Below are 12,188 nucleotides of genomic sequence, written 5' to 3'. Positions count from 1 at the left end.
GCCCGGCGGCGGTGCGGGGGAGCAGCTCGGTCATCGCGGGCTCCTTCGGAAGCGTCGGATGTTGAGGACCATGGCCGGCACCACGAGCAGGAGCAGCAGGACGCCGAGGGCGCTGCCGAGGCCCTGGTCGTTGCCGCCGCCGAAGGAGACCAGCCACAGGCGCAGCGCCAGGACGCCGGAGTCCTGTTGGACGGGTCCGGGGGCGATGACGAAGACCAGGTCGAAGATCTTCATCACGTTGATCACCATGGTCACGAAGACCACGCCGAGGACCGGGGCGAGCTGCGGGACGGTGATCCGGCGGAAGATCTGCCACTCGCCGGCGCCGTCCATCCGGGCGGCCTCCAGGGTCTCCCGGGGCAGGTTGGCCAGGCCGCCGGCGATGATGACCATCGCGAAGCCGGCCCAGATCCAGATGTACGCGCCGATGATGGCCGGGGTGACCAGGCCGGGGCCGAGCCAGGCGAGGCCGCGGTAGGGGGCGGCGAAGTTCCCGGCCGGCAGGGAGACGGTGCCGGTGGGGTGTCCGGCGAACCGGAAGCCGCCGTCGTCGGCGGTGACGGTGGTGGCCACCGTCCGTCCGCCGTCGTGGAGTTCGACCCGGACGCCGGGCAGTCCGCGCTCGCCGGCGTCGATCCGGCCGGGGGTGCCGCCGCCGGGGCTGACGTCGAGGTAGACCACGCCGTGGACGCCGTCGCCGGAGGGGGTGGCCGCGGGGGCCGCCGTGGCGGGCAGGGCGTCCGGTTTGAGGCCCACCAGCGGGACCAGGACGGCGGCCGGGCCGCCACCGCCCTCGGCGCGGACCGAGCCGTCCGGCTGGAGCGCGGGTCCGCCGGTGGGGCGGGGCCGGGCGCCGGGGTAGCCGACCTCGGGGTCGAAGGTGTCGTGGACGGCGACCGCGGCGGCGTTGAGGACGCCGCGCTGCGGGTCCTGCTCGTACACCAGGCGGAAGGTGATGCCGGCGGCGAGGAAGGAGATGGCCATCGGCATGAAGACCAGCAGCTTGAACGCGGTGCCCCAGCGGACCTTCTCGGTGAGCACCGCGAAGACCAGGCCGATCGCGGTGACCAGGGCGGGGGCGACGGCGACCCAGATGGCGCTGTTGCGCAGGGCGGTGAGGTTGGCGTCGTCGGCGAGGACGGCCTGGTAGTTGCCGAGTCCGACGAAGCCGGTGCCGTCCGCGTCGAACAGGCTGCGGACCACGGACCAGCCGATGGGGTAGAGGACGAGGGCGCCGAGCAGGGCGAGCGCCGGGAGGAGGAAGGCGAGGGCCAGGCCCCGGCGCCGCAGGGCGGCGCCGGAGCTCGGGCGACGGGGTGTCGTCATCGTCGTCTGCCGGTCCGTCAGCCCTTGTAGGCGGCGGCCGCGGCGGCCTCCAGGCGGCGGGCGGCGCCGTCGACGTCGGCGGGGTCGGCCAGGAAGTCCTGGAGGATCTTCCACTCGCCGCTGCCCTGGGTGCCGCCGAAGGCCGCGGGGGCCTGGTCGGACAGGTCGAAGCGGAAGGTGTCGGCGGCGGCGATCAGCGAGGCCGCGGTCTCCCGGGTGGTGGCGTCCGGGTAGGCGGCGGTGTCCAGGGCCTTGTTGGGGGAGAGGAACCCGCCGGACTTGGCCCAGACGGCGGCCGCCTCCGGGGAGGCGAGGTACTCCACCAGCTTCTGGGCGGCGTCCTTGTGCTTGGCGTCCTTGAGGACCACGGCCGCGTCGCCGCCGCCGACCACCGGGGGCCGGCCGTTGCCGACCGCGGGGAAGGGGAAGAACCGGGCGTCCTCGCCGACCTTCTTCTTCAGCTCGCCGGAGACCACCGCGCCGACGAAGTCGCCCTCGTAGACCATGGCGGCGGCGGGCTTGTCGCCGAAGACCTGCTGGACGGACTCAGGGAAGTCGGTCTGCAGGGCGCCCTTGCCGCCGCCGGCGACCAGCTGCGGGTCGCCGAAGAGCTTGCCGAGGGTGGTCAGGGCGTTCACCACGGACGGGTCGGTCCACGGGATCTGGTGCTTGGCGAGCTTGTCGTACATCTCGGGGCCGGCCTGGGAGAGGTAGACGTTCTCGAACCAGTCGGTGAGCGGCCAGCCGGACTCGCCGGCGACCGCGAAGGCGGGCAGGCCGGCGTCGGAGACGGCGTGGCCGGCGGTGAGCAGCTGGTCGAAGGTGGTGGGCGGCTTGACCCCGGCGGCGTCCAGGGCGGCGGGGCTGTACCAGACGGTGGACTTGTGGGCGGCCTTGAAGTACAGGCCGTAGAGCTTGCCGTCGACGGTGCCGTAGTCGGACCAGACCTTGGCGAAGTCGCGCTTCAGGCGCTCCTCGGTGGCGGGGGCGAGCGGCTCCAGCCAGCCCTTGCGGGCGAACTGCTGGAGGACGCCGAGCTGCGGCATCATCGCGACGTCCGGCGGGTCGCCGCCCTCGATCTTGCTGCCGACCAGGGTGGAGACGTTGTCGCCGGTGGAGATGTAGACCGTCTTGGCGCCGGTCCGCTCGGAGAAGGCGTCCAGCACCTTCTGGAAGTTCTTCTGCTCGACACCGGTCCAGGCCGCGGCGACGCTGACGGTCTGTCCGCTGAGCGGCTTGGCGCCGGTGTCGCCGGCCGGGGTGGTGCCGCCGGAGCAGGCGGTGGCCGTGACGGCCAGGCCCAGGGCGGCCGCCAGGGCGGCGGCCGTGCGGGTGGGTCGCATGGTGGTGGGTCCTCTCGGAGGTGGCGGCGCGGGCGCGGGTCCGGCGCCGCCGGGCGGGTGGTGTGCCCCAGGAGGCAGGGGTGGAGGTGCGGTGGGGGTCGGGCCCCGCCCCGCCGGGGTGGGAAGCCACAGGGCGGGGCCCGGTCCGCCGTCCGGGGTCAGGAGCCGGAGGGCGGGCACGCGGCGCGGCTGTGGACGCGCCGCGGGATCAGGGGCCGGCCGGCGGGGGTGGGGACGGCGGTCGGCGGAGGGTGGCGGACGGTCGGGTGTGGCGGTCCGTCCGGAGGGAGACGGATCGTCGGGTGTGACGAACCGTCAGAATGAGAGGTCTCAGAAGAGCTCGCTGCCGTCGTGGATCCACCACGCGGCGGTGCCGGCCGGCAGCACGCCGGACGGGCAGGGGCCGCTGGCCAGCAGCGGGTCGCGGTCGACGGGGGCGAGGGCCGGTCCGTCGCCGAAGTTGACGGCGCAGAGCAGGCCGTCGCCGCGGACGAAGGCCAGCACGCCGGGCGGGGTGTCCAGCCAGCGCAGGCCGCCGTCGGCGAACTGCGGCAGGACCCGGCGCAGGTGCAGGGCCTCGCGGTACAGGTGCCAGGCGGAGCCGGTGTCCGCCAGGGCCCGCTCGGCGGTGTGCGCGGCGAAGTGCGGGGGCTGCGGCAGCCAGGGGTCCTTGGCGCCCTGCGGGCTGAAGCCGAACGGCGCTTCGAGGCCGGACCAGGGGAGCGGGATCCGGCAGCCGTCGCGGATGCCGACCCGGCTGCCGGTGCGGTGGAAGATCGGGTCGGTGATCACCTCGTCGGGCAGGTCGACCACCTCGGGCAGCCCCAACTCCTCGCCCTGGTACAGGTAGGCGGCGCCGGGCAGGGCCAGCATCAGCAGGGCGGCGGCGCGGGCCCGGGCGGGGCCGGAGAGCGCGTCGGCGCCGGCGAAGCGGGTGGTGGTGCGGACCTGGTCGTGGTTGTTGAGCACCCAGGTGACGGTGGATCCGGTGGCGGCGATGTCGCGGACGGCCTCGTCGATGACCCGGTGGAAGTGGGCGGCGTCCCAGGGGGCGTGCAGCAGGTGGAAGAAGAACGCCTGGTGCAGCTCGTCGGGGCGGACGTAGGCGGCCTGTTCGGCGGGGGTGGGGACGGAGGCCTCGCCGACCAGCAGCCGCTCGCGGCCGTCCCGGGCGGTGTACTCCTCGCAGACCGCCCGCCACTGCCGCCACACCCCGTGCACCTCGGGCTGGTTCCAGGCCAGCGGGTTGACCGAGTCGCGGGTGCGCTCGTCGGCCTCCGGGTCGGGGGAGTCGGGCAGGTCGGGGTGCTTGAACAGGCCGGCGGCGACGTCGATCCGGAAGCCGTCCACGCCGCGGTCCAGCCAGAACCGCAGCACCCGCTCGAACTCGGCGGCGACCGCGGGGTGGCGCCAGTTGAGGTCGGGCTGCTCGGGGGTGAACAGGTGCAGGTACCACGGGCCCTCGGAGCCGTCGGCCTCGCGGATCCGGCTCCAGGCGGGGCCGCCGAACATCGCCCGCCAGTTGTTGGGCGGCACCTCGCCGCGCTCGCCCCGCCCCTCGGCGAAGTGGAACAGCTCCCGCTCGCCGCCGCCGGCCAGCGCCGCCCGGAACCACGGGTGTTCGCTGGAGCAGTGGTTGGGGACGACGTCCAGGATCAGCCGCAGGCCCAGCAGCCGGCAGTCCTCGACCAGGTCGTCGAAGTCCGCCAGGGTGCCGTACCGGGGGTCCACCGCGCAGTAGTCGGCGACGTCGTAGCCGTGGTCGTGCTGCGGCGAGGCGTAGAACGGGTTGAGCCAGACGCCGTCCACGCCGAGCCGCTTGAGGTACGGCAGCCGGGCGCGGACGCCGGCGAGGTCGCCGATCCCGTCGCCGTCGGAGTCCTGGAAGCTGCGGACGTAGACCTGGTACATCACCGCGTCCCGCCACCAGCGCCGGCCCGCGGCGGCGGGGGCGCCGGCGGCCGCGGTCTGCGGGGGGAGGCCGGGGGCGGCGGCCGGCGGGTCGCCGGGCAGGGGAGACCTGAGCATGTGTCACCTCAAGAAGAGCACGGCACGGTGGCCGTACGAGTCGCACGGTCCCCGCCCGGATCGTCGACCCGGACGGCGGGGATGCATGCATGTTATGTAGGCCGGAGGATGTCGTCCAGGCTTCGCGCAGATCAACGACCCGGATCATTCGGACATATGACGGCAAAAGAAGAGGCCCCGATACTTAACAAGTAAGTATCGGGGCCCTCGGAAAGAGCTACCCGCCGGTACCGGCCCGCCGGGAGGCCGCCGGCTACCCGCCGACGATCTCCGTCAGGTCCGCCGCCATCCGCGACACCGCCGCGTCCACCGTCGACCGCCCCAGCAGCGCGTCGTAACTGGCCGCGCTCACCGCCAGACTCAGCTGCTGGTACGCCGGCACCGCCGGCCGCTGCACCGCCGCGTCCAGCGCCCGCCGCAGCACCGGCAGGTACGGATAGCGTCCCACCAGCTCCGGGTCCTCGTACAGCTCCGCGACCACCGGCGGCAGCCCGCCCTCGGTCAGCACCCGGCGCTGCACCTCCACCCCGGTCAGGTACCGGATCAGCTCCCGCGCCGACCGCTGGTACCGCGACGCCGACCCCACCGCCAGGTCCGACCCGCCCAGCACCGACGCCCCCGGCCCCCCGGGCCCCGGCAGCGGCACCACCCCGAACCGGCCCGCCACCCTCGACGCCGGACCCTCCGCCTGCGGGTACACGTACGGCCAGCTCCGCAGGAACAGCAGCCGCCCGTCCTGGAACGCCTGCCGCGACTCCTCCTCCCGGAACCCCAGCGCCTCCCGCGGGATCCACCCCTCGGCCACCCCGCGCGCCAGGAACCCCAGCCCCGCCCGCGCCTGCGGGCCGTCCACCGCCACCCGCCCCCGCCCGTCCAGGAACGTCCCGCCCGCCGAGGCCACCGCCTCCGCCACGTTCACCGTCAACCCCTCGTACGGGAGCAACTGCCCCGCGTAACCCCCCAGACCGTGCCGCGGCGCCACCGTCCGCGCCAGCCGCTCCAGGTCCGCCCAGGTCGCCGGAGGACGCTCACCCTCAGCCGCCAGCACGTCCGAGCGGTAGTACAGCAACCCCACGTTGGTGGTGAACGGCACCGCGTGCAGCCGCCCGTCCCAGCGGCCCGTCCCCGCCGCCGCGGGCAGCAGCCCCGCCGTCGGCACCCCGTCCTCCTCCAGCGGCGCGATCCAGCCCCGCTGCGCGAACTCCGCCGTCCACACCACGTCCAGGTTCACCACGTCGAACCGGTCGCCGCCGCGCGCCAGACCCTCCGCGAGCTGCGCCCGCACCTCGTCCGCCGCGTCCGGCAGCTCCACCAGCGTCGCCCGCTCCCCGGGCCGGGCCGCGTTCCAGGAGTCCAGCAGCCCCTGCAGGTAGCCCGCCCGGTCCCGGCCCGTCACCAGCGTGACCGGACCCACCCCCGAGACGTCGCCGCGCCGGCGGCCCTCCCCGGCCACCCCGCAGCCCGCCGCGAGCACCGCGACGGCAGCCGCCCCCGCCAGCTTTCCCAGACTCCGACGGCGCACCGGGCGTCCCTCCACTCAAGTCCGCCGCCCGCGACGACGCGCAGCGGCCGCTGCCGCGGACCGGCAGCCGATGGGCGCGCGCCCCGGACTCGCGTACCGTGTGACCGAGCCGGAGCAGGCCGCGATCACCGAGAACCGCGTCCCGCGACGACGCCCCCGACGAAGAGTACGCCCGGACCACCGGACGGAGGAGAGAGACCGAGTGCGGCTACCGCTGCTCGCGCTGCTGGCCAGGCAGCCCGCCCACGGCTACGAACTCAAGCAGGCCCTTGAGCAGACCTTCGGCGCCGCGTATCCTCGGGCGAACATCGGCCAGGTCTACGTCACCCTCGGACGGCTGGAGAAATCCGGCCTGATCGAAGGCCAGGACGTCGCCCAGGACGGCAAACCGGACAAGCGCGTCTACGCCATCACCGACGCCGGCCGGGCCGAGGTGGCCACGTGGTTCGCCGAGCCGACCGAGGGCCCCAAGGTCCGCGACGACTTCTACGTCAAACTCGTCCTCGCCCCCGAGACCGAGCTCGCCGACCGCCTGACCCTCATCAACAACCAGCGCCGGCACTACCTGAACGTCATCCGCGGACTCAACAGGATGGCGGCCGAGGAGCGCGGCAACCGGATCTCCCAACTGCTCATCGAGGGAGCGGTCCTGCACCTGCAGGCCGACCTCGACTGGTTGGAGCGCTGCCAGGAGGAACTCACGTGACCGGCCGGGACACCGACGCCCCGATACCCGTCCTGCGCGCCACCGGCCTCACCAAGACGCACCGCGGCGCCCGCCCCGGAGCCGAGGTGCAGGCCGTCCGCGGCGTGGACCTCACCGTCCACAGCGGTGAATTCGTCGCCATCACCGGCCCCTCCGGCGCCGGCAAGTCCACCCTCCTCCACCTCCTCGGCGGCCTCCAGCGCCCCGACACCGGCGAGATCCACCTCGCCGGCCGCCGCGTCGACACCCTCCGCGAAGCCGACTGGGCCGTGCTGCGCCGCCGCCGCATCGGCATCGTCTTCCAGACCGGCAACCTCGTCTCCGACCTCACCGTCGCCGACAACATCGAACTCCCCGCCCTGCTCGCCGGCCGGCCCGCCCGGGCCGCCCGCGAACGCCGCGACCAGCTCCTCGCCGAACTCGGCCTCGCCGACCGTGCCAGCGCCGCCCCCGCGCAGCTCTCCGGCGGCGAACGCCAGCGCGCCGCCCTCGCCCGGGCCCTGGTCAACGAACCCGACCTGCTGCTCGCCGACGAACCCACCGGCAGCCTCGACAGCCGCAGCGCCCGCGAGGTCCTCGCCCTGCTCACCCGCCACCACCAGGAGGGCCGCACCATCGTCCTGGTCACCCACGACGCCCGGGTCGCCGGCAGTGCCGACCGCGTGATCAGCCTCTTCGACGGCCGGATCACCGACGACGCCCGCATCGACGACGACCCGCCCGCCGCCGGCCGCGCCGCCCGCGCCGTCCTCGACCTGGGCGACTGACATGCGCGCCGCCCTCCGCTGGATCCGCGCGGACCTCAGGACCCACCGGCTCCCCGCCCTGCTCGTCGTCCTCGCCACCGCCGGCACCGCCGCCGCCCTGCTGCTCGCCGGCGCCCTCCTCGACAGCGTCAGCGGACCCTGGCAGCGCCAGTTCGCCCGCGCCGACGGCGCCCACGTCTGGGTCGAGACCCGAGCCGACCACGCCGACACCACCCTCGCGGTCCTCCCCGGGGTCACCGGCGTCGCCGGACCGTACCCCACCGCCACCGCCCGGCTCACCGCCCGCGACGGCACCCCCGTCACCGGCCCGCCCCCCACCCTCGGACTGCGCGCCGCCGACGCCGACCCCGCCGCGCTCTCCCACCCCCTGCGCAACACCGGCCGCTGGCTCGACCCCGCCCACCCCGACGGCATCGTCCTCGAACGCTCCCTCGCCGACTCCGCCCTGCTCCACGCCGGCGACCGGATCACCGTCCGCGGCGACGACGGCCGCGAACACGCCCTCACCGTCCTCGGCACCGCCGACAGCCCCGACCGCGCCCGCTACCCCGACCTGCGCCCCGGCCTCGGCTGGGTCCTCCCCGGCACCCTCGACCTCGTCCAACCCGACCCCGCCCGCCGGGGCCACGCCGTCGGACTGCGCCTCGACCACCCGGCCGACGCCGACTACACCGCCCAGCGCGCCGTCACCGCCCTCGGCGGCGACCAGGTCACCCACGTCGCCACCTGGACCGACGCCCGCGACTCCCACGAGCGCGAGAGCCGCCCCGCCGGCCTGCTCCTCGGCCTCTGCGGCCTCGCCGCCCTGCTCGCCGCCGCCCTCGCCGTCGCCGGCGCCGCCGGCGACCGCATCCGCGCCCGCCGCGGCGACATCGCCACCCTCAAGGCCCTCGGCTTCACCCCCGCCGGCATCGCCCGGATGTTCGTCCTCCAGCACCTGCTGCTCGCCGGCCTCGGACTCCTCCTCGGCACCGCCGGTGCCCTCGCCGCCGCCCGGCTGCTTCCCGCCCTCACCCCCGACCCCGCCGGCACCGCCAGCCCCTGGAACGCCTGGCGCGACCTCCTCGGCACCGGCCCCGCCGCCCTGCTCGCCGCCCTCGGCTGCCTCGGCGCCGTCGCCCTCGCCTCCGCGATCCCCGCGCTGCGCGCCGCCCGCGTCGCGGCCCTCCCGCCCGCCGAAGGCCCGCCCGCCGACGACCGGCCACCCCGTGCCGCCCGGCTCACCCTGCTCCGCCACCTGCCGCCCGCCCTCGTCCTCGGCGTCCGCGGCGCCCTCCGCGGCCGCGGCCGCACCGCCCTCGCGGTCCTCCGGCTCGCCGTCCCCGTCACCGCCTGCACCCTCGCCCTCACCACCTGGTCCACCCTCGACGGCCTCGACCCCGCCGCTGGCACCCCGAGCGCCGCCGGCAGCCGCACCGCCACCCTCACCGTCCGGGCCGCCACCACCCCCGACCCGCTGCTCGGCGAACTCGCCACCCGGCCCGAGATCGCCGGCGTCCACCCCGGCGCCGAACGCGAGGCCCTCGCCCCCGGCCAGTCCGCCACCGTCACCCTGCGCGCCCTCGGCACCACCGCCCACCCCTACCCGTACACCCTCGCCGACGGCCGCACCGTCCGCGCCGCCAACGAGGCCGTCGCCGGACAGGGCGCCCTCGACCTGCTCGGCGTCCACGTCGGCCAATGGGCCCGCGTCACCACCGACGGCACCCCGCGGATCCTCCACATCGTCGGCCGGATCGTCGAACCCGACCGCGGCGGACGCGTCGTCTCCACCACCATGGAGACCCTCGCCGACGCCGACACCCCCCAGCCCCGGCCCGAGTACTACACCCTCACCCTCCGCCCCGGCACCGACCCCGCCCGGCTCGCCGCCGACCTCGCCGCCACCCACCCCGGACGCCTCGACCCCCGGCCCGCCACCCCCCTCGCCGAACTCCCCACCCTGCGCGCCGCCGTCGTCGGACTCGTCGTCCTGCTCGCCCTGATCACCCTCGCCGAACTCCTCACCCTCGCCGCCACCGCCCTGCGCGCCCACCGCCAGGACCTCGCCCTGCTGCGCACCATCGGCCTCACCCCCCGCCAGGCCACCGCCCTGGTGGTCACCCGCTCCGCCACCGTCGCCCTGCTCGGCGTCCTGGTCGGCGTGGCCGCCGGACTCCCGCTCGCCCTCGCCCTGATCGACGACCAGGCCGCCGCCACCGGCGTCGGCGCGGGCCTCGCCCACGCGCCCGGCGCCCTCGCCCTCGCCCTGCTGCTCGCCGCCACCCTGGCCGGAGCCGCCGCCGCCTCGGCCGTCCCGGCCCGCCGCGCCTCGCGGGAACCGCCGGGTGAGGTGCTGCACCGGCTGTAGGGCGGCCGCTCGCGGAGGATCCCGGCGGAAAGGGAGTCGCGGACCGGTGATCGTCTGACCTACGCTCCCCGGATGGCCGGAATGTCGATCATCGTGTGTCTTCCCGGGGCCGCGGCACCGCGCGTGGACGAAGCGGTCGCGGAGGCGATGAAGCCGTTCGCGCGGGACGGTGAAGGAGCCGTCGAACGCGACGTGTGGGACACCTACCGGATCTGCGGCGGGACCGTGGGCCTGCCGGTGAAGGCCGGCCACGAGGACGACCCCCGGCTGATCGCCACCCGCCCGCACGGGGACGGCACACCGGATCCCGACCTCCCCGGGGTGGCCGCCGGCGCGCCCCGCGGACTGGTCGACTTCCGCGACGCCCTCCGTGCGGAGGTCGCCGAACACGCCGGCCGGGTCTGGGACCGCTGGCAGGAGGTGGCCGCCCGCCACCCGGGCGCCGAGCACGAGGAGGCGTTCTACCGCCGGCACCTCGCGAGCGGCGGCACCCCCGCCACGTACCCGACCTCGCGGGAGGCCGCCGCCTACCAGGACCAGCCCGCCGTCCGAGCCTGGGCCGAGGTGGCGCCCGCGCTGGCCCGGCCCGACCTCGCGGATCACCTCCGGTTCTCCTGGAACCCGATGCACATCGGCAGGGTGAGCCGCGAGGACTACGCGGCGGGCGTGGCGTCCGCCCTGCTGCCCGACCGCAACGTGCTCACCCTCGGCGGCTGGTGGTACGAACTTGGCGAGGATCCCCTCCACGGTGCCTGCCACGGCCCGGCCGACTGCCACCACCGCCCCGACGTCGAGGAACACGGCGTGGGTGTCCTCGCCTACCTCCTCGCCCTCCCCGCCGACACCCTGCTCGTCAACGTCCGCTGTCACGTCTGACCGCACGTGTCACGTCTGACCGCACGCCCGCCGGTCCCGGCCGCGCCGGGGGCCGTCCCGCCGCGGGCCGGTTCGGTCCGGATCCGGACGGGGGTGAATCCTTTCGGGCCGGCGGCGACTCCTATCCCCGTACGCCGCCCGCCGGCCGCTGGGGCCGGGCGCGCGGATGAGGACCGAGGAGGAACCGGCATGATGGTGGCCGTGATCGCAGGGGTGGGCGCGGTGCTGGTGTGCACGTGCGTCGTGGCGCTGAGGAGGCGTTCCGGGGGCGCCCGGCGGGGCGGCGGAACGGGCGGGGGACAGGGCTGATGAACGACAACCCGAACCCGGGGGAGCGGCCGTGACGCTGCGATCCGGCTGGCCCGACGACCGGGTGGTGCGGGCCGCCCAGGACGGTGACCAGGCGTCACTGGCCGCCGTCATCAGCGCCTCCCAGCCCCACGTCCACCGCTTCGCCCGTACGCTCTGCGCCAGCCGGCAGGACGCCGAGGACGCCGCCCAGGAGGCCCTGATCATCCTCTACCGGAGGATCGGGACGCTGCGCGCCACCGGTGCGCTCGCCTCCTGGATGTTCCGGATCGTCCGCAACGAGTGCCTGCGGCAGCTCCGTTCGCTGGCCGCGGGTGGCGCGGGTGGCGCGGGTGGCGGGGATCGGGGAGGCGAGAGCGACGGCGCGGAGGCGGCCGGCCCGGCCGAGCGGTCCGCCGAGGAGGCCGTCCTCGGCCGCCTCGAGGCGGAACGGATCGCCGCCGCGGTCGGCCGGCTGCCCCGGGACCAGCGGCAGGTGCTGGTCCTGCGGGACGTCCAGGGCCTGCCCGGCCCGGTGGTCGCCCGGACCCTCGGCCTGAGTACCGCCGCGATGAAGTCCCGGCTGCACCGGGCCCGTTCCACCGTCCGCCGAGCGCTCGACCCGGCCGCGCAGCGCGAGGAGGGAACGTGGTGACCCCGCCCGGAACCTCGCTCCTCACCCGCCACCTGCTGCGCGGTGCCCTGGGATTCGGCCTCGCCGTCGGCGCCCTGGCGCTGATCCCGGCCGTCGGCCCCTGGGCCCTCGTCGGGCTCCCGGTCGGCCTGGTGGTCCTCAAGGGCTGCCCGGCCTGCTGGACCGTCCGCCTGGTCCAACTCCTGTCCCGCGGACGGCTCCAGCGCGCGTGCGAGGACGGCAGCTGCACCCTCGTCCGACCCGCGGGCACCGGCTGACCGGCACCGCCTTCGGCACAGCGGACCACGCCGCGGACGGCGGCCACCGCGCGATCACCGGGAGTCCACC

Annotated in this window: 10 protein-coding genes; 6 read left to right on the top strand and 4 right to left on the bottom strand. The window is 75.9% G+C overall.

Going from position 1 to position 12,188, the window contains the following annotated elements; all coding sequences use genetic code 11:
* Positions 1-30: 30 nt before the first annotated feature.
* The 4 genes from ABWK59_RS02785 to ABWK59_RS02770 form a co-directional block, all read right to left on the bottom strand.
* Positions 31-1,326, bottom strand: coding sequence for an ABC transporter permease subunit (locus ABWK59_RS02785; RefSeq protein WP_354637662.1), 1,296 nt, complete (start codon positions 1,324-1,326; stop codon positions 31-33).
* Between the two features lie 17 nt (positions 1,327-1,343).
* A complete protein-coding gene (locus tag ABWK59_RS02780; RefSeq protein WP_354637661.1) occupies positions 1,344-2,669 on the bottom strand; it encodes an ABC transporter substrate-binding protein in 1,326 nt (441 codons plus the stop codon).
* 330 nt (positions 2,670-2,999) lie between these two features.
* Positions 3,000-4,580: a glycoside hydrolase family 13 protein gene (locus ABWK59_RS02775; protein ID WP_354644809.1), complete on the bottom strand. Its 1,581-nt coding sequence runs from the start codon at positions 4,578-4,580 to the stop codon at positions 3,000-3,002.
* A 370-nt stretch (positions 4,581-4,950) separates the two neighbouring features.
* Positions 4,951-6,219: an ABC transporter substrate-binding protein gene (locus ABWK59_RS02770; protein WP_420492724.1), complete on the bottom strand. Its 1,269-nt coding sequence runs from the start codon at positions 6,217-6,219 to the stop codon at positions 4,951-4,953.
* A gap of 202 nt (positions 6,220-6,421) precedes the next feature.
* On the opposite strand from ABWK59_RS02770, the gene ABWK59_RS02765 reads away from it, so the two are divergent.
* From ABWK59_RS02765 to ABWK59_RS02740, 6 genes are all read left to right on the top strand, one after another.
* Positions 6,422-6,925 (top strand): PadR family transcriptional regulator, encoded by a 504-nt coding sequence (locus ABWK59_RS02765; RefSeq protein WP_354637659.1) that lies wholly within the window; start codon positions 6,422-6,424, stop codon positions 6,923-6,925.
* Positions 6,922-7,692, top strand: coding sequence for an ABC transporter ATP-binding protein (locus ABWK59_RS02760; protein WP_354637657.1), 771 nt, complete (start codon positions 6,922-6,924; stop codon positions 7,690-7,692). The genes ABWK59_RS02765 and ABWK59_RS02760 overlap by 4 nt, the downstream gene beginning before the upstream one ends.
* A gap of 1 nt (position 7,693) precedes the next feature.
* Entirely contained in the window at positions 7,694-10,042 is a 2,349-nt protein-coding gene (locus tag ABWK59_RS02755; protein ID WP_354637656.1) for an FtsX-like permease family protein, read from the top strand.
* A gap of 72 nt (positions 10,043-10,114) precedes the next feature.
* Positions 10,115-10,918, top strand: a complete 804-nt coding sequence (locus tag ABWK59_RS02750; protein ID WP_354637655.1) for a hypothetical protein — start codon at positions 10,115-10,117, stop codon at positions 10,916-10,918.
* Positions 10,919-11,258: 340 nt separating this feature from the next.
* Complete coding sequence (locus ABWK59_RS02745; RefSeq protein WP_354637654.1) at positions 11,259-11,861, top strand: RNA polymerase sigma factor; 603 nt, start codon at positions 11,259-11,261, stop codon at positions 11,859-11,861.
* On the top strand, positions 11,858-12,118 hold the full coding sequence (locus tag ABWK59_RS02740) for a hypothetical protein (RefSeq protein ID WP_354637653.1): 261 nt from the start codon (positions 11,858-11,860) through the stop codon (positions 12,116-12,118). The genes ABWK59_RS02745 and ABWK59_RS02740 overlap by 4 nt, the downstream gene beginning before the upstream one ends.
* Positions 12,119-12,188: the final 70 nt, after the last annotated feature.

This window comes from Kitasatospora sp. HUAS MG31 (assembly GCF_040571325.1).
GTDB lineage: Bacteria > Actinomycetota > Actinomycetes > Streptomycetales > Streptomycetaceae > Kitasatospora > Kitasatospora camelliae.
The sequence above is the reverse complement of the archived record's forward strand: the minus strand, read 5'-3'. Positions and strand labels throughout refer to the sequence as shown.

Coding starts and splice junctions, on each gene's coding strand:
- ABWK59_RS02785 (WP_354637662.1), bottom strand. CDS start 1,326: ATGACGACACCCCGTCGCCCGAGCTCCGGCGCCGCCCTGCGGCGCCGG.
- ABWK59_RS02775 (WP_354644809.1), bottom strand. CDS start 4,580: ATGTACCAGGTCTACGTCCGCAGCTTCCAGGACTCCGACGGCGACGGG.
- ABWK59_RS02750 (WP_354637655.1), top strand. CDS start 10,115: ATGGCCGGAATGTCGATCATCGTGTGTCTTCCCGGGGCCGCGGCACCG.
- ABWK59_RS02780 (WP_354637661.1), bottom strand. CDS start 2,669: ATGCGACCCACCCGCACGGCCGCCGCCCTGGCGGCCGCCCTGGGCCTG.
- ABWK59_RS02755 (WP_354637656.1), top strand. CDS start 7,694: ATGCGCGCCGCCCTCCGCTGGATCCGCGCGGACCTCAGGACCCACCGG.